The organism is Paenibacillus sp. NPDC056722 (assembly GCF_042790635.1).
Classification (GTDB): domain Bacteria; phylum Bacillota; class Bacilli; order Paenibacillales; family Paenibacillaceae; genus Paenibacillus_AQ; species Paenibacillus_AQ agri.
On sequence record NZ_JBHTYV010000017.1, the window covers coordinates 23,168 to 44,548 of the forward strand.

Annotated in this window: 22 protein-coding genes and 1 pseudogene; 11 read left to right on the forward strand and 12 right to left on the reverse strand. The window is 46.1% G+C overall.

All coding sequences use genetic code 11. The features are described from left to right. The first annotated feature begins 74 nt into the window (after nucleotides 1-74). Entirely contained in the window at nucleotides 75-2,000 is a 1,926-nt protein-coding gene (locus ACFRAM_RS26175; protein WP_379469715.1) for a beta-glucoside-specific PTS transporter subunit IIABC, read from the forward strand. A gap of 273 nt (nucleotides 2,001-2,273) precedes the next feature. Here the strand turns inward: ACFRAM_RS26175 and ACFRAM_RS26180 are convergent, their stop codons facing one another. Beyond that, nucleotides 2,274-2,795, reverse strand: a complete 522-nt coding sequence (locus ACFRAM_RS26180) for an NAD(P)H-dependent oxidoreductase (protein ID WP_379469718.1) — start codon at nucleotides 2,793-2,795, stop codon at nucleotides 2,274-2,276. Nucleotides 2,796-3,056: 261 nt separating this feature from the next. On the opposite strand from ACFRAM_RS26180, the gene ACFRAM_RS26185 reads away from it, so the two are divergent. Then, nucleotides 3,057-3,425: a winged helix-turn-helix transcriptional regulator gene (locus ACFRAM_RS26185; RefSeq protein ID WP_066377628.1), complete on the forward strand. Its 369-nt coding sequence runs from the start codon at nucleotides 3,057-3,059 to the stop codon at nucleotides 3,423-3,425. Nucleotides 3,426-3,490: 65 nt separating this feature from the next. Here the strand turns inward: ACFRAM_RS26185 and ACFRAM_RS26190 are convergent, their stop codons facing one another. Next, nucleotides 3,491-4,369 carry an AraC family transcriptional regulator gene (locus ACFRAM_RS26190; RefSeq protein ID WP_379469726.1) on the reverse strand — a complete coding sequence of 293 codons (879 nt, stop codon included), beginning with the start codon at nucleotides 4,367-4,369 and terminating at the stop codon, nucleotides 3,491-3,493. Between the two features lie 165 nt (nucleotides 4,370-4,534). Here ACFRAM_RS26190 and ACFRAM_RS26195 point away from each other — a divergent pair, with 165 nt between their 5' ends. The 5 genes from ACFRAM_RS26195 to ACFRAM_RS26215 all read left to right on the forward strand — a co-directional run bounded on the left by ACFRAM_RS26195 (nucleotide 4,535) and on the right by ACFRAM_RS26215 (nucleotide 8,964). Beyond that, nucleotides 4,535-5,932: an MATE family efflux transporter gene (locus ACFRAM_RS26195; protein ID WP_379469728.1), complete on the forward strand. Its 1,398-nt coding sequence runs from the start codon at nucleotides 4,535-4,537 to the stop codon at nucleotides 5,930-5,932. A gap of 188 nt (nucleotides 5,933-6,120) precedes the next feature. Further along, the gene (locus ACFRAM_RS26200; protein WP_379469730.1) at nucleotides 6,121-6,606 is read left to right on the forward strand and encodes a DinB family protein; all 486 of its coding nucleotides are present in this window, start codon (nucleotides 6,121-6,123) and stop codon (nucleotides 6,604-6,606) included. Between the two features lie 139 nt (nucleotides 6,607-6,745). Then, nucleotides 6,746-7,288 carry a GNAT family N-acetyltransferase gene (locus ACFRAM_RS26205; protein WP_066377633.1) on the forward strand — a complete coding sequence of 181 codons (543 nt, stop codon included), beginning with the start codon at nucleotides 6,746-6,748 and terminating at the stop codon, nucleotides 7,286-7,288. Between the two features lie 189 nt (nucleotides 7,289-7,477). Further along, nucleotides 7,478-8,062 (forward strand): TetR family transcriptional regulator C-terminal domain-containing protein, encoded by a 585-nt coding sequence (locus ACFRAM_RS26210; RefSeq protein ID WP_379469732.1) that lies wholly within the window; start codon nucleotides 7,478-7,480, stop codon nucleotides 8,060-8,062. A 74-nt stretch (nucleotides 8,063-8,136) separates the two neighbouring features. Then, complete coding sequence (locus ACFRAM_RS26215) at nucleotides 8,137-8,964, forward strand: SDR family NAD(P)-dependent oxidoreductase (protein WP_379469734.1); 828 nt, start codon at nucleotides 8,137-8,139, stop codon at nucleotides 8,962-8,964. A gap of 105 nt (nucleotides 8,965-9,069) precedes the next feature. On the opposite strand, the pseudogene ACFRAM_RS26220 reads toward ACFRAM_RS26215, so the two are convergent. Next, nucleotides 9,070-9,900 (reverse strand): annotated as a pseudogene (locus tag ACFRAM_RS26220) (RCC1 domain-containing protein). 224 nt (nucleotides 9,901-10,124) lie between these two features. Between ACFRAM_RS26220 and ACFRAM_RS26225 the strand changes: the two are divergent. Both ACFRAM_RS26225 and ACFRAM_RS26230 read left to right on the forward strand, forming a co-directional pair. Continuing rightward, complete coding sequence (locus ACFRAM_RS26225; protein WP_379469736.1) at nucleotides 10,125-10,835, forward strand: hypothetical protein; 711 nt, start codon at nucleotides 10,125-10,127, stop codon at nucleotides 10,833-10,835. An 11-nt stretch (nucleotides 10,836-10,846) separates the two neighbouring features. Continuing rightward, nucleotides 10,847-11,533, forward strand: coding sequence for a CD3324 family protein (locus ACFRAM_RS26230; RefSeq protein WP_379469738.1), 687 nt, complete (start codon nucleotides 10,847-10,849; stop codon nucleotides 11,531-11,533). A 46-nt stretch (nucleotides 11,534-11,579) separates the two neighbouring features. Here the strand turns inward: ACFRAM_RS26230 and ACFRAM_RS26235 are convergent, their stop codons facing one another. Beyond that, nucleotides 11,580-12,452 (reverse strand): effector binding domain-containing protein, encoded by an 873-nt coding sequence (locus tag ACFRAM_RS26235; protein WP_379469740.1) that lies wholly within the window; start codon nucleotides 12,450-12,452, stop codon nucleotides 11,580-11,582. A gap of 23 nt (nucleotides 12,453-12,475) precedes the next feature. Next, a complete protein-coding gene (locus ACFRAM_RS26240) occupies nucleotides 12,476-13,285 on the reverse strand; it encodes an aminoglycoside adenylyltransferase domain-containing protein (RefSeq protein ID WP_379469742.1) in 810 nt (269 codons plus the stop codon). Nucleotides 13,286-13,485: 200 nt separating this feature from the next. Here ACFRAM_RS26240 and ACFRAM_RS26245 point away from each other — a divergent pair, with 200 nt between their 5' ends. Beyond that, entirely contained in the window at nucleotides 13,486-14,115 is a 630-nt protein-coding gene (locus ACFRAM_RS26245; protein WP_379469745.1) for a histidine phosphatase family protein, read from the forward strand. 375 nt (nucleotides 14,116-14,490) lie between these two features. Here ACFRAM_RS26245 and ACFRAM_RS26250 read toward each other — a convergent pair whose 3' ends face one another. The 7 genes from ACFRAM_RS26250 to ACFRAM_RS26280 all read right to left on the reverse strand — a co-directional run bounded on the left by ACFRAM_RS26250 (nucleotide 14,491) and on the right by ACFRAM_RS26280 (nucleotide 20,844). Next, nucleotides 14,491-15,132 carry a class I SAM-dependent methyltransferase gene (locus ACFRAM_RS26250; RefSeq protein WP_379469747.1) on the reverse strand — a complete coding sequence of 214 codons (642 nt, stop codon included), beginning with the start codon at nucleotides 15,130-15,132 and terminating at the stop codon, nucleotides 14,491-14,493. Between the two features lie 168 nt (nucleotides 15,133-15,300). Then, a complete protein-coding gene (locus ACFRAM_RS26255) occupies nucleotides 15,301-16,512 on the reverse strand; it encodes a M24 family metallopeptidase (protein ID WP_379469749.1) in 1,212 nt (403 codons plus the stop codon). Between the two features lie 21 nt (nucleotides 16,513-16,533). Beyond that, complete coding sequence (locus ACFRAM_RS26260; protein WP_379469751.1) at nucleotides 16,534-17,301, reverse strand: amino acid ABC transporter ATP-binding protein; 768 nt, start codon at nucleotides 17,299-17,301, stop codon at nucleotides 16,534-16,536. 15 nt (nucleotides 17,302-17,316) lie between these two features. Next, entirely contained in the window at nucleotides 17,317-17,961 is a 645-nt protein-coding gene (locus ACFRAM_RS26265) for an amino acid ABC transporter permease (RefSeq protein ID WP_175374025.1), read from the reverse strand. A gap of 27 nt (nucleotides 17,962-17,988) precedes the next feature. Continuing rightward, nucleotides 17,989-18,858: a transporter substrate-binding domain-containing protein gene (locus ACFRAM_RS26270; protein ID WP_175374026.1), complete on the reverse strand. Its 870-nt coding sequence runs from the start codon at nucleotides 18,856-18,858 to the stop codon at nucleotides 17,989-17,991. A 54-nt stretch (nucleotides 18,859-18,912) separates the two neighbouring features. Then, nucleotides 18,913-19,494, reverse strand: coding sequence for a TetR/AcrR family transcriptional regulator (locus tag ACFRAM_RS26275; protein WP_379469754.1), 582 nt, complete (start codon nucleotides 19,492-19,494; stop codon nucleotides 18,913-18,915). 324 nt (nucleotides 19,495-19,818) lie between these two features. Then, a complete protein-coding gene (locus ACFRAM_RS26280; protein ID WP_379469756.1) occupies nucleotides 19,819-20,844 on the reverse strand; it encodes a zinc-binding alcohol dehydrogenase family protein in 1,026 nt (341 codons plus the stop codon). A gap of 124 nt (nucleotides 20,845-20,968) precedes the next feature. Between ACFRAM_RS26280 and ACFRAM_RS26285 the strand changes: the two genes are divergently transcribed. Then, nucleotides 20,969-21,340 (forward strand): winged helix-turn-helix transcriptional regulator, encoded by a 372-nt coding sequence (locus ACFRAM_RS26285; protein WP_379469758.1) that lies wholly within the window; start codon nucleotides 20,969-20,971, stop codon nucleotides 21,338-21,340. The last annotated feature ends 41 nt before the right edge of the window (nucleotides 21,341-21,381 follow it).

Here is a 21,381-nt window from a genome sequence, read left to right on the forward strand (position 1 = left end):
AGTCCTCTGGAAGAGGACTTGCGGCTCCGTTATTTTCAAAGGCTTCAAATGAAAACGGTTAAGGGGAAGATCATATGAAAAAAGACTATAAACAAATCGCGGAACAAATCATACATCTAGTCGGCGGGAAGGAAAATATCATTGATCTGGAGCATTGCATGACTCGCTTGCGGTTCCGTTTAAAAGACAATGATAAAGCCGATAAGCAGCAGTTGAACGGAATGGAAGTGGTAGCAGGGGTGAACATAACATCCGATCAATATCAGGTCATCATCGGCAATGAAGTAAATACGGTTTATAAAGAAATTATTGATCTTAATATGCAGAGTGCGGATGAAAGCGGTTCCGGTAAGCCTTCAGGGAACGGCAAAACCAAAGGAGTACTTAGCCAGATCATTGATACGATTACCGGCTGTATGACACCAATGATTCCGGCGTTAACGGCTGCAGGAATGATCAAGGTCATTCTGTCACTGTTGACCACCTTCGATCTGATGTCACCAGAAGCAGACACCTATCGAATCTTGGATATTATCGGGGATGCGGCATTCTATTTCATGCCGATTCTGTTAGCGGTTAGTGCATCCCGGAAATTCAAAGTCAATACTTCAGTTGCGGTTATCGTCGCTGGTGTTCTACTCCATCCTAGCTTCTCTTCCTGGGTGGCTTCTAAAGATCCAATCTCCTTCTTAGGGATTACGGTTTCACCTGTCATTTATGCAGCCTCAGTTATTCCTATCCTGCTGACTGTATGGATGATGTCCTATATTGAGAAATATATAGACCGAATCGTTCCTAATATGCTGAAAATTCTGTTTAATCCAACGCTACTGCTGTTGATCAGCGCACCTTTGGCGCTAATCGTTGTCGGACCGCTAGGGAATTATGCCGGACAAGGACTGGCTTATGTAATTGAATTGATGCAAGGCACGCTCGGTTTTGTCATGGTAGCTCTCCTTGCTGCTGCATTTCCGTTCATTGTTATGACCGGGATGCATCATGCGCTTACACCGATCTTTATCTCTGCTTTCGCAGCTACTGGGCAGGAAGCCTTAATTCTGGTAGCTCAGATTTGTGCGAATCTTGCTCAGGCTGGAGCTACGTTAGCAGTTGCCATTCGCTCTAAGAGCAAGACGATGAAGCAATTAGCTTCCGCTTCTTGGATTTCTTCCACGATGGGCATCACCGAACCAGCTTTGTATGGTGTACTCTTGAAGCTGAAGAAACCGATGTTAGCCGCCGCCATCTCAGCAGGCATTGCGGGCTGCTTCGCGGGGATTGTACATGTTACCCTTTATGTTCCGCAGAACAGCATTATGGCTTTGCTTGCTTTTTCCGGTGAAAAGGGAACTTCAAACATTATATATGGTGTCATTATGATGGCCGTTTCCTTTGTAGCAGCGTTTCTGCTGTGCCTCATGCTCGGTTTCAAAGATGTTGAAAACAATACGCTGGTTGCAGCTGCTCCGGAGTCCGGTAACAACTCCGTGCAGGATTCGGTAAACAATGAAATTAACTTCAACGCTGTAAAAATAGACAAAGTTAATGCGACATTGTTGTCTAGTCCTATGACAGGCAAGGTATTGCCGCTCTCTGCTGTGCCAGATGAGGCGTTCGCAAGTGAGGCGATGGGCAAAGGGCTGGCACTGGAGCCTTCTTCAGGACAGGTAGTATCACCTATTGGGGGGATAGTGGCTACCTTGGCAAAATCGAAGCATGCGATCGCCATTGTAGGCCATGATGGGACAGAAGTACTGATTCATGTGGGTATTGATACGGTTAAGCTGAAAGGTAAATACTTCAATACTCGGGTTCAGCCAGGTGACACGGTGAATGCAGGTGACATCTTGATGGAAGTTGATCTGGAAAGCATCCGCCATGAAGGCTTTAGCATTATTACACCGATCATCATTACGAATACGACCGAAACGACAGAAATTAATAATCAGGCGGGGGCTTCTGTGAAAATCAACGATCCATTAGCATTAGTTATTCGTTAATATCAGGAAGCGGTAGGACCGATCCGGTGTTTAAGGATCGGTTCTTTCCTTTTGTTACTGGAAGAGGTGCCGCTGCTAATAACAATGCAGGGATTGCGGCATGTCATAACGACAAAAACTTGGTTGCAGAAGGTAACATAGACAATAAGAACTATTCCAGTGTCCTATGCAGAGATTGAATTTCATAGCTCATAAAGAAGAAGAGGGCCACAGGAGCTACACTGCGATCCTCTATTTTTTGTCCAGTACATGATTTTTGTGTTTTTAAAACTCTTAAACGAGCGTCTCGGCAGAAGCACGGATATATTCCTCGTACCTGCGCGCCTCTAAGTTCAACTGCTCATCTGTGGTTTCCATTGAATCGTACATAATGAAAGAAGGCAAATAGATTCCGTCGACGTATTTGATGGACGCTTCCAGCGGTCTAAGGAACTCGTTAACTGTGATTTCGTGATAATCTTGTTCGCTAGCGCCTACTGTGATCGCCAGGATAAACTCTTTTCCATTCAGATGGTCGCCTCCAGTTCCAAAGGCCCATCCGTATGTCAGCACGTCGTCGAACCATTTTTTAAGCAGTGGTGGTGTGCTATACCAATAAAAAGGGAACTGAAAAACAATTCGATCATACTTGAGCAATAGCTGTTGTTCCCGCTCTATGTCGATAGTCCAATTCGGATACTCTTTGTACAAGTCGTGGATATGAATGTTGTCATGCGGACTCAGCTCCTGAATTAGAGCACGGTTGGCCCGGGATTCCTCCAAGGATGGATGTGCAACAATAACCAAAATGTTCATGTGTTTCTTCCTCTCTCTTAAGTGATATCATCAAGGCTTCTTACACCTGACAACCACATTATTCAAGAGAACTAGAACATTGTAAAGTACGCTGTTTTAACATACTAGGTCAGGTTTAACGTACCTTTAGGCAGCATGTGGGCTCTTGTTAAGTATGGTAAACCGTACTTAGTATGTTTTTTCGGTGTATTGGTTAAGCCTGCAACCTTTGATACAATAACAGCAGTTGCAGAGAACGGTCAGGAAGTGAGGAGCACATGTATGTCCGAAGATTTAAGCAAGTCTCCCATATCACAGGGAATCGTGGCTATCCTTCAAGCAATTGGAGGTAAGTGGAAGCCATTTATCTTATATATCCTGTTGAATGATGGCACCAAGCGGTTCGGAGAGCTGAGACGGATCATTCCAAGCATCACCCAAGGCATGCTGACCAACCAGCTTCGTGAGCTGGAGCAGGACGGACTCATTGTCCGCCGGGTGTATCAGGAAATCCCGCCCAAAGTGGAATACACCATCTCTGAGCACGGAAAAACACTTCATTCGGTGCTTAATGATATGTGTGACTGGGGATTTTATCATATCGAGCATAGCAAGAATGTGAAGGAGCAAAACGAGATGCCAGGTTCATGACACAAGCCAGGGTACGTTAACCAGAAATCAGTAGTAGATTTACTTAAAGTCCCCCTCGAAGATCCTCACGAGAACTGCTGACGGTACTTTCGCGGCGACATTCCTTCGATTTTGGCGAAGCTGGAGCTGAAATAGGGAACATGATTGAAGCCAACTTCTTCAGCAATGCGGGCCACCGGATAATCGGTCTGCATCAGGAGGAGCTTGCTTTGCTGAATCCGGTAATGCAGCAGATATTCCATCGGCGAGCAGCCGTATTCCTTGCCCATGCACCGTGCGATATAGACAGGATGGAAATTCAGATGCTCACCTAGCCGCTTGGCGGTAATGTCTTCACGATAATGGGTGCGCAGGTAGGAGGCGGTCTGTTCGGCGCATGCCCGGGAGGGCGTGCTTCGTTCACTATTCAGGGAAGCCGTCAGATGCTGAATGACCTCCTGGAACAAAAGCTGCTGACGTAGCGGTGTAGCGCTAAGATGGGCGCTGGGTCCGAGCTGAATGAGCTGGTCCAGCAGGCTCTGAACGGTCTGCGGCTGTCGCAGTGCAGCGTACTGAGGCAAGCTGAGTGTGAACGGGCGGACCTCGAATAGCTGTGAGTTTTGGAGTTCACTGCCCATAGGACTACTACCCGTCAGAGGTGAATACTCATCCGATACACTCCAGCAGCCTCCTGTATGAAAGTGCAGCCAATAATAGGTAGTCCTTTCGGTGCAATCCATTGTGCCGAAATGATGGTTACCCGGACGAAGGATCAGCATCTCCCCCGCCTGAACCTCAAAGCGTAAGTCCTCTTCTCCCATGTATAGACATCCGCTTTTCACGACTAACAGATCGAATACACCGATGTGATGGCGCCCGATATGGCGGTGGCCCGCTTCGAAATAATGCAGCCCGCTTACAATATAATGCAGCATCGGCGGGACGGTGAAATGCAGAATAGTCACCCGGACAACTCCTTTCGTTCAGGTTGGAATATTGAAAGTTTTGGTTGATTATGTGTACTTAAATCTGGTCGTTTTCCTCTATAATCATATACTAGCCACAGAGATAAATCATGTCAATGTAGACAGAACATCAGGGTTGGTATACTTGCAAGGAGGGTTTGTTTTGTGAAAAAGAATACTGGGGGATTTGGGCTGTGGATGCTGGCCTGGCCTATATTCCTGGAGATTTTTCTCCAGACGTTGCTGGGGACGGTGGATACGCTGATGGTCAGCCGGATCTCGGATGATGCTGTTGCGGTTGTCGGGATCTCGAACCAATTATTCGGTGCTTTAACCACGTTATTTACGACATTTGCCGGAGGCGCGGGTATTCTGATCGCCCAGCGGATGGGCTCGAAGAAGATCAAAGAGGCACGTACCCTGGCGATTATGGGGGTGTCAGCGAGCTTTGTTCTCGGTATTGCCGTTAGTATCTTTCTATTGTTCTTTGCTGCTCCGATCGGAGGACTGCTGAATATTTCGGGCGATCTTCTTCCGCTTTCCAATATATATATTTCGCACGTGGGCGGCGGCTTGTTCATGGTCGGCCTGATCGCTTCACTTGGAACAGCGATTCGTAATACCGGGAACACCCGGGGGCCGATGTATACGGGTATATTGGTGAATGTCGTTCATATTATTTTGAATTATCTATTTATTTTTGGTGTAATGGGCATGCCGAAGCTGGGACTTGCGGGAGTGGCGATCTCCACGATTATAAGCCGGGCAATCGGGCTGATCATGTTGTTCGTGATGTTCAGGCGCGCATTTGAGATCCGAATTGGGCTGAAGGATTTTCTTGTTTTTGACAAGCGATTGTTCAGGGAAATCCTGAAGATTGGCTGGCCGCTTGGCGTCAATTCATCTTGCTGGGTGTTCTCGCAGCTAATCGTATACTCTTTCCTGGCGGTGCTTGGCTCAGAAGCTCTGGCTGCACGCACCTATCTGAATACGCTAGAATCCTACTGTTTCACCTTGGGTTACGCTGTCGCCTTAGCGGCACAGATTCAAATCGCCCACTTGTACGGAGGAGGAAAGACGAGGGAAGCCTACAAACTGGCCTATCGCACCCTGCTCATTGGGCTTGCAGTTGTGATGGGCAACATGCTGCTTCTCTTCCTGTTCGGACGACAAATATTAGGGCTCTTTACTCAAGACCCGGGAATCCTTGCACTTGGTGTGTCGCTGCTGGCAATCAATCTGATTCTGCAGCCGTCCAAAATGCTCAACATGGGCATGGGCAACGCCCTAAGTGCCATTGGCGATACCCGGTATATGATGTATACGTCAATTGCTTCTATGTCGTTGATTGGCGTTGGTTGTTCCTACGTATTCGGGATTTGGGCTGGATGGGGGTTAATTGGCATTTACTGCTGCATGATTGCCGATGAGCTGGTTAGAGGTCTGTGCGTCCTGCTGCGCTGGCGCGGTCAGAAAGTGCTGCGGAAGGCCGAAGCCGAACGGCTTGAACCTGCCGGCACTCCGCTACCGGGGAATGGTGCAACAACCTCATATTCCACTTGAAAATGCAGAGGAGAGGGTCCGGTACGGGCGCTCTCTTTTTTTATAAAATAATGCTTTCACTGTGCGACTTGCGTGAGAATTATCTCTATAGTCATCGGCGTCCTTGAATGTCTTGCCAATCGTATAAAAGGATTTTCTAGCACGTTCATGGAATAGATAGGGATCAATAATGCTAAGGGGTAAGATCAATGGAACATTACTTATTTTATCAATCGGCTTATGTACGGACGCAACTGTTAAAGAGTGTGGAAGGACTGGAGGAGGAGACCGCCTTACACATTCCGCAGGGCTTCCGTAATCACATTCTGTGGCATTTGGGACATGTATACACATTGAATGAACGTTTTGCTTTCAAAAATATCGGGCTGCCGATGCATTTGCCGGATGGCTTTCTGGAATTGTTTGAGAACGGCACGTCCCCACTCAATGCACCTGTATCATTGGCATTTCCGAGTCTTGAAGAACTGAAGTTACTTCTGCGGGAGCAGCCGCAGCGCATTCAGCGTACCTTAGCTGACCGCTTGAAGGACCCCATTGTGCCTCCATATACGACATCGGGAGGGATGAGACTAGGATCGGTAGAGGAATTTCTCAGCCTCAATCTGTACCATGAAGGCCAGCATTTGACTGCTATTAAATTGTACAAGACGCTGCTGGCGGGGACACCTTCCTAATATGAAATGGTATAATTTACATATACGAAGGGACTGAGAACAATGTAGTTCACAACCAGAAATATAAATCCTTGCGCAAGATCTCCGCCACTTTTTTGCGAAGGCTGGGAGATTTTCAATTTACTTTAGGAGGGTTTATATGATTAACAACATTTGGACTGGCGATAAAGTAAGATTAAGAGCGATTGTACCTACCGACTGGGAAAAGTTCCACAATAATGATCTCGATTCTGAAAGTGCCAGGCTCTGCGATATGATCTATTTTCCAAGATCAGAAGAAGGTACGAAGAATTGGGCTGAGCATCAAGCGTCCAAAAGCCCAGAGGGTGATAACATCATGCTAGCGATTGAGACACTCGATGGCAGTCTTGTTGGTAGTATTAATGCACATAACTGTGATACGCGGCATGGGACGTTTAAGTATGGTGTAGCCATTTTTCGAGAACACTGGCGCAAGGGATACGCTTCTGAGGCAGTAATGATCTTGTTACGCTATTATTTCGAAGAGCTGCGCTATCAGAAAGTGACCGCACATGTCTATGCTTTTAACGAAGGTTCGATTGCCCTCCAAGAGCGTCTTGGATTTCTTCAAGAGGGCAGACTGCGGAATATGATTTATTCCAAAGGACAACACTTCGATGAATATGTATTTGGCTTAACGAAGAGCGAATTCGAAAGCTAAAGAGGTTAAGGGAACAGAGTGGCTACCGATTTATTGGTAGCCATTCTGTTCCTCTTTTTTTTGTTGGTATGAATGGAGATTTAATTTTATCATCCTAAGCGGTGAACAAATCCCTCTTCCACTTCTTGTAAATGAGCCGCCAATCCTTTATGCTTACAATAGAACGATCGTTCAAAAGGAATGAGAATCATGAAAAGGCATTATGATAGTGAGCAGACAAGGAAGATCATTGCGGAGAAAGCGGCGCAACTTTTTTCGCAAAAGGGCTTTGCTGGAACATCGATTTCGGATATCTCCAAGGAATCAGGTTTTAGCAAAGGGCATGTGTATTATCATTTTGAGAATAAAGAGAAGCTGTTCATTACTATAGCTGAGGATGCCATGCGGGTGTGGGGTGAGAAGTGGAATGCTCTCTCGCCAAATTACCCCACAGCAACAGAGAAATTGTACACAGTAGCTATCTTTGTGCTGGATAATTACAAAACCCCGCTGCTTAAGGTCCACCAGGAATTAATGGGGAATCCGGCTTCATCGCCGGAAACGGTCAAGCAACTGTACGACCTGGTATCAACACCTATGCGCGCGTACGAGGCTATTTTTCAATATGGAATCGAAAGCAATGAATTTGTTATCGAGGATGTGCAGGCTGCCACATTTCTGTTCGGGAACTGGTTAGGCGCATTATGTCAGCATATCTATACGCTGGATTATGATACGTTGCGGGGGATGTTCCAACAATGCGTTACGATCTTTTTAAAGGGAATTCTGAAATAGTAAGATTTCTCTTTGTTAAGAATAGAACGATTGTACTAATCTTTTCAACTACATTTAATAGGGATGTGATGGTAGTGAAAGCATTGAACCAAGTAGCGATTGTAACGGGCGGTGCTTCGGGTATTGGGAAGGCTATTGTCGAGCAATTAGTGAGCACCCATGTATTTGTCGTTATTGCTGATATTGATGAGTATGGTGGTAAGCAGGTGGTTAGCCAGATTGAAACAGAGGGTGGCAGTGCACAATTTGTAAGGCTGGATGTTACGGATGCTGATCAGATAGAAGCGCTAGTGCTCAGCGTGCACAGGAAACATGGGAGATTGGATTATATGTTTAACAATGCAGGGATTGCAATGTATGGGGAACTGTATGATATGTCGCGAGAGCATTGGGAGAGAATCATAAGTGTTAATCTCTGGAGCGTGATCCATGGTACACAAGCAGCGTATTCTCTAATGAAAAAGCAAGGCTTCGGACATATTGCGAATACCGCATCCGTGGCAGGACTAGGCCCTTCACCAACGGCTGCCGCTTACGCTACAACCAAGCATGCCATCGTAGGCTTGACGACATCTCTCCACTATGAGGCGGAAACGTTCGGTGTAAAGGTGAGCACATTATGTCCGACATTCGTTAATACATCCATCTTTTCAACGGCTGAAGGTATCAACATCGACAAAGTGAAAATGAATGAGCAAATGAAGAAAAGGAAAATGATGAGTCCCGAGCAGTTTGCACGGATCGCTTTAAGAGCTCTTGAGCGAAATGAGCCATTGGTTTGTCCAATGCCTTTTCGACGGACTAGCGATATATTCTTTACCCTTTTTCCGGGTATTCACCGCAAGCTCATCCGTTTCTTCTGTAATGAAGCCCGCAAAGCAAATATAAATACAGTCCATTAATTTAAAGGTTTTCCCAATGTTCGCAGAAATGCCTCCATATTTTTCATATTTGCAGCGCAAAAAAACAACAGGCAACTTATTAACGCCTGTTGTTTTTTACATTACTCATAGATGCCAACCACTTACATCGCATTGGCCAAATTCATTATCCCCCACAGCAACCACCGAGCCGTCCGATCTAAGGCCGAGTGTATGAGCGCAACCAGCCGCCACCGCCACAATATCGTACCAGTGGCTTACGTCACATTGGCCATATTTATTATTCCCCACAGCCATGACTGTTCCATCTGATTTAAGCCCGAGGGTATGATAACTACCCGCCGCTATCGCCACAATATCATGCCAACCGCTAACATCGCATTGGCCATGCTTGTTCCGACCCACAGCCGCCACCGTTCCGTCCGCTTTAAGCCCCACCGTATGAAGGTAACCCGCAGCGACCGCCACAATATCACGCCAGTCACTAACGTTGCATTGGCCCCACTGGTTATTACCTACAATCGTCACTGTGCCATCCGATTTAAGTCCGGCAGTATGCTAGTCACCCGCCGCAACCGCCACAATATCACGCCAGTCACTAACATTGCATTGGCCTTCATTATTTCGACCCACAGCAACCACCGAGCCATCCGATCTAAGCCCGACGCTACGACGCCAACCCGCCGCAACGGCCACAATATCGCGCCAATCACTAACATTGCATTGATCATGCTTATTCCAACCCACAGCAACCACCGAGCCATCTGATCTAAGACCGATTGTATGAGCATTACCCGTATTCGTCGCCATATGAACATTACCTGCCGCAACCGCGACAATATCGCGCCAGCCGCTTACATCACATTGACCACATTTGTCATCACCCACGGCAGCTACCGTTCCGCCCGCTTTAAGCCCAACGGTATGACGGCGACCCGCCGCAATTACAACGTTCATCAATCTCACTCCGTTTCTTTTTCACATGCGCGATCACTTGGCGAAGGGCTTCACCCCATAAGACAAGCCTACTATGCTGTGTGAAAAGAATCCAATTCTAAAAGTATGTAAAGTTCATTTAAGATGTTCATTGCCTATCTCCTAGTTGTTTCCAATGTTAAGATTTCAATATCAGATGCGCAGCTGATGCTTGGATAATTTGAGCATAGAGAGGAAGATGAAAGATGAGTAAGGACAACACACTTAAGTCGATGCTTTCGGAAAAAGTAAGTATGACACCAGCCGGATTCATTGCCGACCAATTAAATCGGGAGCAGTTCGCGGAACAATATGAGTTGTTTTTTGACAAGATTTTCGATGTTAGCTCATCCGATATTTCAGGCGTAGAGGGTTATGGGGAGTTCGACGAGGAATGCAAAGTGGGCTACGGAACTTGCAGGGATTATCTAATCGATAACTTTGCAGACGACCGTGAGGGGTATTGGCTGAACTGGAGAGAGATGTTCGAAACAACGGTTTTGGAACGCGAATTCTTCGAAATGTACTTTAAGGAAATGGAGAAAAGAATTTCTTACTGTGAAGGCCAGCGGTTTTTGGTCAATAATAATACGTTTTTTGAAAATATGATCACAGATGGGCAGACCACAGTGGGATTCCCTGACTGGAGCCGGTCCGGCATTTGCGATTTTCTCTTGGATTTTGCCATTATGGATTTGAATAAGCCATACTTAAGAATTCCAGAATTGTTGGCCGAGTATAGTAAGAAAAGGGGAATCGTTATCCCGGATTACAAGGAAAGATTCCTGTGTATGGCGTATTATAAAGGAATCGATGTCCTGCGCTGGCATGCATCTATTGATGACACGGAATCCTGCAGCTCGATTGTGAAGTCGATCAGTGAATTGAAAGACCGAATGGATGCTATCTCTATATAGATGGTGATGAGATGAAATATGAAAATGCTGGCGATGTACTGCCGGCGGAGCTACTCAAAGAACTGCAGAAATATGCGGCAGGCAAGCTGCTGTATATTCCCTCCGGGGAGGAAAAAAGAGCCTGGGGCGAAACGTCAGGTTACCGGGAGACCTTGCAGAAGCGCAATCTCATGATTCGCAATAAGTATGGTCATGGAGTGACAGTGTCGGAGCTTGCGGATGAATACTTTTTATCCTTGGATTCCATTAAAAAAATCATCTATTCTAAGAAAAATGACCTACACATCACGTACGCTCCCACTTTAGAATCGGCAGTACAGTATTCGAATGCCGGGATGCTGGAAGAATGGATTCACTGTTATCTGCTGCTTACCCGAAACGCTGCTTCTATCTTGCATGACTTCGAGGAGGAAAAACCCCGGTATTACGGTGTTGTCAAGTTTCCACTGCGGCTCATTCAGCGGGACGGGGTGGAGAGTGGGGGAGACGATCATATCATCGATGATGCAGTGACTCATCCTCCTTTGCTAATTCGGTACGAAGCAGGTAAATTTTATTGCATTGCACAGACAGAGCTATTGGCCATATTAAAGCAGCGCAAAGTAAATGCTTACCCGACCATTATTGTGTTGAACGGAAATGCCGATTATAAAAGTTTTATGAAGCACTATGGAACTGTATTGTTTTTTTGCAAATAAAAAAGAGCGACACGAAGTGGGAGGCACTCGTGTTGCTCCTTTTTTTCTAAGAGACGGGCTTCTTAACGATAGGAATCCATATTTCCATTTCATACATGTTATTTCCACGATCATAGGTCATTTCAAACTCGGGAGTATTCGCGTTTTCGTAATTGGAATTCGGAAACCACTCTGAAAAAATGCGCTTCCAGAGGTCGTGGATGTTACTTTGCCCATCTGGATAGACGCCGGTTGAGAAAATAGCATAGGTTTGCGTAGGAATTTGAAGCTTTTCGAATCCTTCCGGCAAGTCACTTTGAGGTGAAAAATAACCGATCATGTAGGAGAAGTCATCACCTTGTTTGTTGTATAGTATCCCATGGATTTGACCATCTTCTCCTAATCCTGCGGCGGCGCGAATACGATCAACACTTCCATCGGAAATACATTTGGTCCAAAAAGCAGGGATTTCAATGTACGGATTCTCTCCATCGGCATTAATCAGAGTCGAAACACCGAACATTTCAAAGGCCTGTTTGTCTTCAATCTTGTAATTCATCTCCACATCTCCTCGTATCGAAATATGAAAGGATAATCGTGGAAAGGCTTTTAAAGAAACGCATTTGTCACGCGCAGACACTGGCATCACGCTATGCATTTTTTTGAACGCTCGGGAAAAGGCTTCAGGCGACTCATAACCATACTTTAAAGCGACGTCGATCACCTTCGTAGCGCTTTGTTGCAGTTCGAATGCGGCAAGGGTCAGCCGTCTGCGCCTGATGTATTCTGACAGCGTCACATTGGTTATGAACGGAAACATTCGCTGGAAATGATAAGTGGAGCAACAAGCGATTTTCGCCAATTGATCGTAATCAATTTCTTCAGACAGGTGTGTTTCGATATAATCCATTGCGCTGTTCATGCGGTCCATCCAATCCATTCAGATCCTCCTTTCAAGTTTGATTATAGGGTGCGGGAAGAAGAGGAGCCTTGCATTCCTTGCACAAAAATATCATGTCGATCACCCGTGAGCTCCTGATGTATTTCCAGCAGCATATATTCGGCAAACTCCGAAAGTTGGGATGGAGCTATACTCTTATTTGCTCTCACTCCTGCATACTCCTCTAAATAATTTTGAACCAGGTGCTGGTACTTGCTTGGCAAGTTCTCAGTTCCCCAGGCTCCCCCTTCTTTCTTTGAGGAGATATTGCCTTCCTTAATAAAATAAAGCACTCTACATAAATTTAACGTTACATACATTGGTTTATCCAAAATCTCTTCGGATGCACATTCAATGTCGTACAGGATGGAGGCAAGATAGTGTTGTCTATCAATCGGTGGATAATTTTCTGTAAGTGGCCTGCCGTATAAAGTCCTGCCTCTGTGGTAGGCTACGGCTATTTGAGAGGCTAAGTCCTTATCCTCATACCCTCCACACAAATAATGCTCATTATTCCGATACTGCTCTCTATGGAAATCCGAGAAATGATACTCGCAGGGTGTTGGATACACAAATTCAGTTAAATGCTCCTCCAGAATGATGCTGCATTCAATACTATTTCCGCTATCGTCATGGAGGAATAGTAGTCTTTGTGAGATCTGTTTTGCGGAGAAGAGGGATAATGTTTCTTTTATCACAATCAATACATCAATATCGCTGCTTGAAGGATTAAAACAACCCATCGCCAAAGAACCATGCAAATAGACCCCAACTAAATTGTCCCCCAACTCTTCAACAAATAATGACTTTATTCTGTCTAAAACCACTTGCACCTGTATAGCCTCCCCCTATTCTAATAACCAGTATAATTGTAAAAGAATAGTTGAGTCTGAAGTAGGCAAAAAATAAACATAACTAATATTGGTACAACAAGAAGGGTTACAGTGTAGCCATTCTCTATTTACGGTTCGATTGAAGGTTTTATCAATTTATGTTAAAAATGTTGTACTGACCCATAGGGAGGGGATTTGAGATGAGAAAAATTTATATTATTCAACATTGCCAGTCAGAGCATCACATTAACAATATGTCAGGCGGATGGACCGATACACCTCTGACTGATTTTGGGGTGAAGCAGGCCGAACGGGTTGGACTAAAATTAAAGAGTGAATTAGTGAAAGAGGAGTACGTTTTGTACGCTTCAGATTTAATGCGGGCCAAGCAAACGGCAGATATTATTGGAAAGCATCTAGAACTAAATGTGATTGAAGAGGCAGGCCTGCGGGAAATCAATACTGGAGCTGCCATTGGTAAAACAAAAGAATGGGCAAAAGCGAATAGAAACCCTATGGGGGAACGCGGCTTCCACATCGATTATCAGGAGTTTCAGGACGGGGAGACCTGGAGAGAATTTTATTTGCGCGTCTGTGATTGTATGGAACGAATCATTCATACGGAACAGAAAAATTTAGTTATAGCGACGCATGGCGGAACATTAGGCTATATCATTGCTTGGTGGATGGGCTTTAACATCGATATGTTGGAGAAAGCACACTTTAAGGCTTCGGTGGGCAGTATTTCACTTTTGCAGACAAATAGCTATCAACAGCATGAACTGCATATTTTTAATGATACTTCACATTTATTTGAGTTGAAGAGTTAGTTTGATAGGTCGCATTAAAAGCAATCCTTGCCTGAGTTGAAAAGGAGTTTCTACTAATCCCTTCCAAAGAGTAAATAGCGGCATTTTTGTACCTTAAATCGGTTGCAGCTATGAGTATTTCCTAATTAAGTGCAATTTTGTATGTTAATTCTTCCATATTATCTGCTTCAGTGGATTTTTCGAAAATTAAGATACATAAATGCTCTTATATTCCTATTTTGGGTGGATTGAGGGGAATTAAGGTACAAAAATGCTCTTAGTTGGGGATACGAGTTTTTTTCGTCGTGAAGAAGGCTGGGGGTATGGGCAACAACTGCGGCCTAAAGCCTCAGACTTCACCGGGGAGACACCAAATCTTGTGTTTGGATCATAATTTCACTTCATATAAATAGATTTATTTGCCCTGACCACAATATATCTCAAATCAATGAAGGTGTGACTTTGATTGTGGTAGCTTAGTTGTTCTTTTAGCTCTCCGCAGTCAACGATTTTGAAATGAACAAAATGGTCTCTTAAATCTTGCTCGGTAAAAAAGTGAGCGATCTTGTCTGGTTTATATTCGTATGTACCTGGCTCCACTTCAAGTCCCTGCTTATTGTTATGGTCTTTATCTGAAAAAACGGTGAAGAAGGCAATGCCGTTGTCTCTCAGCACTTTTTTACAGTTATCTATTATGAGGTGTCGCTCCTCTTGTTTAAATAAGTGAAGGAGATTATAGCAGTATATCCCTTCATATTGCTCATCTAATTTGAGGTCTAACACAGAGTCATGAATGAACGTTGTTGTGCTATCAAATTCTTGAGCAAGTCTGATCGCGTGCGAGGAGATTTCAATCCCGTCCACATCAAAATGTTTGGATAACTCTTTTGTATTTCTGCCATACCCGGCTCCGGGAACTAAAATTCTATTAAGATGATTTTGATTAAACAATGAAATAGCCTTATAGACGCTATTACTTGGTTTATCTCCCCAAATCTTATCTTCACTCTCAAACCTATTTTCCCAGTAAGCCTGCATTAGGTAGTACCTCCTTAATATTTAAATTGGAATCCGTTTACAATATACCATGTCTTGTTGAGGTTAAATGTTAGAATAATTACAGCAGAGGCTGGGCAGGCAAAAGAAAAGGACAAAAGAGCTTGTAAGAGCGCCTTTTGTCCTTTTGTTCATTATAGCAAAGTTCAGTTACAATGATATCAAATCGCGCGACAGCTTGTTGAGCCGCTCACAGCCATTGTCTGTCACCAGCACCATATCCTCGATCATGATTGAGCCGATGCCGTAGCCGTAGTAAGGGGTCTCCAGACAGATGACCATACCCGGGCGGAAGACAGTTTCTTCCGATGGGCTGAGGAAGGGGGCTTCCTCGGCGGCAAGGCTTAGTCCTGCGCTGTGTCCCAGATGCCCACGATTATAATTTGGGATTCCGGAGCGGCGGATCAATGGCATCACTTCGTGAAAAGCATTTTTCATCGGCAGGCCGGGTTCGATGATCTCCAGCAGCCGGTCGTGTCCGGCCCGAAGTGCGCCATAGATGCGCGTGACTGTATCCGATGGGGAGCCAAGCACAAAGGTTCGTGCAATGTCTGAGCCATACCCGGCCACGTCGACACCGACATCGAATTTGATGAGATCACCTGGCTTGCTCGGACGGGTATCGAAAACATGTGCAGGCGCAAAGTGATCTCCGACCGAAATCATATGAAAACGGGATTCGAAGCCGTCCGCATGGGTCAGCAAAGCGAGCCGGAACGCATCAGCAATTTCTTTTGCCGAATGACCAGCTCGAATCCCCTTTATCGTCTGAGTGATGCCGATCTCTGCGTATTCGCAGCTCTTGCGCAATTGCGCGATTTCCCAAGGTGTCTTGAGAGACCGCAGCTCGGTAAGAATTGGGCCTGCTTCGGCCAGTTGTAGACCGGGAATGGTTTCGCGTAGCGCAGTTACAGCAGGATAGCGCATGGCGCTCAGCTCTACAGCAATACTGCCACTGTCTACACCATATTCCGCCAGCACTTGACCGAGCAGTCCGAACATCTCCTGCACTTGGTGGTTCACCGGCCGTCGCCCTTCATACTTGGCACCGCGCAGTCCGAGCGGATCGTCGACGTCGACCCAGGTCGGGTACGTACGCAGCTCACATTGTGGTAAGTCAGCCGGAACACCGGCCGCTTCGAATTCGTTCATGATGATGATCGTAGGCCGGTTCGGATCACGGAACATGACAGCCAGCGCGACTTCGCTCATACGCAGCGTATACATGAACGTGCTGGGGTGTCCGGACAAGTAGTAGAAATTTTCACAGCTTGTCGCCACGAGCGCTTCTACATTTTCTTTTTCCATGATTGCCCGCGCCCGTTCCGCGACGTTCTTCAAATGCTCTGCTTTGCTGGGCATCCCATTGTTCACTCCCTTGAATCATACTTGATACTCTATGTCTGGCACGCCTTCGATCTGACGCAAGAATTTGCGTGCCCGTTCTGTCTTTGGCTGTTTGAAAAATTGCTCTGGCGTACTTTCTTCCTGAATCACACCGTCGCTCATAAAAATAACCCGGTTCGCCACTTCCCGTGCGAATTTCATCTCATGAGTGACGACGATCATGGTCATGCCTTCCTCTGCTAACTGCTTCATGACAGCGAGCACTTCGCCTGTTAATTCCGGGTCCAGCGCCGACGTAGGCTCGTCGAACAGCATGATTTCTGGCTGCATGGCGAGTGCCCGGGCAATCGCAACCCGCTGCTGCTGTCCGCCGGACAGACGGGAAGGGTACTCATCCCTTTTGTTAAGAAGCCCTACTTTGGCCAGCAGCGCTTCTCCGATTTCGACGGCCTCTGTGCGGCTCATTTTTTTGACAATCGTCGGAGCCATAATGACGTTCTCCAGGACAGTCATATGGGGGAACAGGTTGAACGACTGGAACACCATACCTGTGGAAGTGCGAATTTTCCGGATCGCTTGCTTCTTGCTGCCCACATCCATCGAGAAGTCCCATGACGCATCTCCGATCACAACCGATCCCGCGTCCGGTTCCTCCAGTCCGTTCAGACAGCGCAGCAGTGTGCTTTTCCCGGAGCCGCTGGGACCGACCAGCACCACGATTTCGCGGGGATGAATATGTAGATGGATATCGCGAAATACGACGAGATCGCCGAAGCTTTTGCCGAGTTGCTTAACCTCGATCATGAACATCACACGCCCTTAATAAGCTTTTGATAAACGGTTTTCGATACGGTTCAAAATGAATGAAAAGAACACACTCATCACCCAATACATAATAGCAATAGCGATATAAAACGGCATAGCGACATAATACTGTGCAATTAACAGTTGTGCGGAGCGCAGAAGCTCGGTTACCGTCACGACGGACACCAGCGATGTCTCCTTCAGCATCCCAATAAACGTGTTGCCCATCGGTGGGATCGCCACCCGAGCTGCCTGTGGCAGTATAACCCGCCGCATCGTTTGCCAAGACGTTAAGCCCAGTGACTGCGCAGCTTCCGTCTGTCCCTTAGGTACAGATAGAATCGCACCACGGAAGGTCTCGGACAAGTAAGCACCAATGTTGATGCTGAGCGAAATAAAGGCCGCAGTGAGCGGCCCGAGTGTAATCCCGTAGTCGGGGAGTCCGAAATAGATAATGAAAATCTGAACCAGAATCGGTGTGCCGCGAACGATGGACACGTAACCTTTGGCCAGACCGCTAAGCAGCCAATTTCCTTTGAGTCGGGCTAGGGCGAGGAGCAGCCCAATAATCAAGCCGAAGAACATTGAGACAATTGTGATCAGCAGCGTATAATACGCGCCTGTCAATAGAAATTGGAAGTTCTGTAACACCAGTTCCATGCCGTACATCCTCCACGTTCACACTAATTAAATGTTAGGGTCGACTTTAAACCATTTTTGGAAAATCTCTTTGAACGTCCCGTCCGTCTTCATTTCATCCAGTGCTTTATTGATTGCATCCAGCAGCTCCGGATTGTTCTTGCGAATCGCGATACCCGCAAAGTCCTCTTTAATCGGCTCGCCGACCGCCTTGACATTGAAGTGATTTTTCTCAACCAGTGGCTGGATGGCAAAAGTGTTATTGATCGTGGCATCGATGCGGCCAACGTTCAGATCCTTGAGCGAGGTGATCACATCGTTATACGTAGCAATTTCAAACTTGCCGACTTTCGGCATGGCTTCATCGCGCAAATATTTCTCATCGTTCGTGCCGAGTCCGACACCGATCTTTTTACCTTTGAAGTCTTCAAGACTTTTGATGGTTGTGTTGTCGCTTTTGACGATTACGTTGACGGCATTCTTGATGTAAGGGGTAGAGAAGTCCATCGTCTTTTTGCGGTCATCTGTGATGGTTACTTGGCTAACGAGCGCGTCGTATTTGTCCTTTTGCAATCCTTCGATCAGCCCGGAAAATTCGCCAGTGATGAATTCAGCTTCAACGCCGATGCGTTTGGCTACAGCTTTGGCAACGTCCGCATCGAAGCCGTCGATCTCATGCTTGTCATTGAGGAAGTTGTATGGGGCATAGGTGCCCATGAGTCCGATTCTGATTTTGCCTGCTTTCTTGATCTGCTCAAGTGAGTTGTCGGCGGTTGCTGTTTCAGCTGGTTTGTTGCCGGCATTGGCATCTGTAGCAGCTGGCGTCGCTGTGTTGTTGGTTCCGCAGCCCGCAAGTGCGATCACAAGCACGCTCAGCAGTGAAGCAGATTTTAAAAACTTGTTTAGTTTGATTGTCATTACAATGGCCTCCTTGGCACTCTTTGATGTTGTTATACACGATCTTGCTATAAGTTATCCGAGCAAACCCCGGAATTCGAATTTAGCGGTTTCTTCGGCTATGGCAGCGGGGGAGTAGGGTGATTGGTAATCAACGTCGTGCATTGGCCCGAACAGCCACTTGGATAGCACCCCGGTAATTAAACAGACAAGAATGTTAGCTCGCAGTGACAGGTTATTTGTTTCAGGAAGCATCCCCAGCTCTACGGCCCGCTCGATATTGTTCTTGAACGCTGCTTCAAAGGCAACCCAAGTTTGAGAGACGGCTTCCCGGATCGGTTGATCAGCGCCCTGGCCTTTCATAAGCAACAGCGCCATCAAATCCCGGTTCTGGTGTGCAAAAGTGAACAAATCTGTAAGCAGTCGTGCAGATGAGCCCACCATGTCATCTACCGTACCTGCATGCTTGCGGTAACCTTGCTGGATGACCTGAATCAGCTTTTCTTTGCCATCTTCAATCAACTCCAGCGTGAGTTGTTCCTTACTTTTAAAATGCCAGTAAAACGTGCCTTGCGACACTCCGGTGGCCTTAACCACATCAGAAATTTTGGTTCCGTGATATCCCTTACGGGCAAATAAGTCTAGTGCCGCGGCCATAAGTTGCTGGCGGCGATCCTGATCTTGTTCCTCTATAGCAGGCAGATTCCATCGCTCCTCTCAACCCGACTGATTAGTCAGTTGGTTAATTCCGATGGGCTTACTATATTTAAATTTTAGATTTCTGTCAAGCATAAAATGCGGATTTTGTCGAACTGTGAAAGTGGTCATGGATTAGCTTGTCCTGTGGGAAGAAAAGTTATCCAGATAGGAAAGAGGGGATGAAGCCCGATGGGGGAGTAGTACTAACCTTTTTTCTAAAATGAAAGTGAAAAGCCGGCCTGGCGAATTAGGTCGTCGGTCGACTTTCTCATGTGTTTTATTTTAAAAATGCTCCAGCACAATCTTGCCGATAGCTCCTCTTGCTTCCATTTTGGCATGCGCGAGCTTGAGATTCGCGGCATTGATCGGGGACAGTCGCTCGGTGACTGTAGTCCGGATTTTTCCTTCGTCGACCAACTCTGCCATCTGATTTAATAAATGATGCTGTTCGGTAATATCTTTCGTTTGAAAAGTCGAGCGAGTGAACATATTCTCCCAAACCACTGTAACGCTTTTGCCTAAAAATTGGCCCAGTTCAACAGGCGGATCATTATCAATGATGAAACAGATTTTCCCTTGCGGAACAATGACCTGAGTCAAACGGTTCCAGTCAACTTTGTTGAGGCAAAAGATATAGTCGACGGAATCCAATCCGTGCTGCTGCAATTGGGGCAGGAAGTCCTCGTAATGATTAATCACAATCTCAGCTCCAAGCTCTTTGACCCACTCTGCGGATTCTGGACGTGATGCTGTGCCGATGACAGTGAGTCCTGCCAGCTTGGCAAGTTGAACTGCGATAGAGCCCACGCCTCCGGCAGCTCCGATGATAAGAATGGATTTATTTCGGTTGATTTCGGGATTATGTGGAATCCCCAGACGATCAAACAAACTCTCCCAAGCGGTAATCGTCGTTAGTGGCAATGAAGCAGCTTCCGCGAAGCCGAGCGTCTTTGGCTTTCGTCCTACAATTCGTTCATCCACCAAATGAAATTCACTATTGTTTCCAGGTCTAATCACACTACCCGCATAGAAGACTTCATCTCCTGGATTGAAGAGTGTACATTCAGGACCCACTTCAACGACGACGCCTGACGCGTCCCATCCGAGAATATAAGGACCTTCAGTCGCTGGATTGTATTGACGTACGACTGTATCGGCAGGATTGACAGCGATGGATTCGATTCGGATAAGCAAATCATGGCCTTGCGGTGTAGGGACAGGAATTTCGAGGTCTAACAGACTATCTGGATGTGTAATTGGTAAATACTCATAATATCCGACGGCTCGCATGGATTTTGAGTTTTGCATATGGGATCAATCCTTTCTTTTTTTATGGAATTGCGCTGTACTATTTTAGTATAGTTTAATAAGTTATATACAAAAAGTACGCAAAAATAGCATACCAAGTATCCAGTTAGATACTATAGAAGGGATGAATACTGTGATAAGCTCCTCAAGTACACGCTGTCCGGTTGAAACCACCCTAGGCGTAATTGGTGGTAAATGGAAAGGCGTCATTATATATTCTCTGCTCGGCGGGACCAAGCGGTTCAATGAGATTCGCAAGATTTATCCGCAAGTAACTCACCATACACTTACTTTGCAATTAAGGGAGCTGGAGCGGGAAGGTCTCATATCAAGAAAGGTCTATAATCAGGTGCCGCCTAAGGTAGAATATTCGTTAACGGAGTTCGGACGGACGCTAGAGCCAATGCTCCTTATGATGAAAGAATGGGGATACCTGTACGAAGAGCGGGTGAAGGCGAATAATGAAGTAGTGGAAGAAGAGCCTGAATTGTATTGAGGTGGGCGGTTAGTTTTACTCGATAACACAGGGGCGATTAT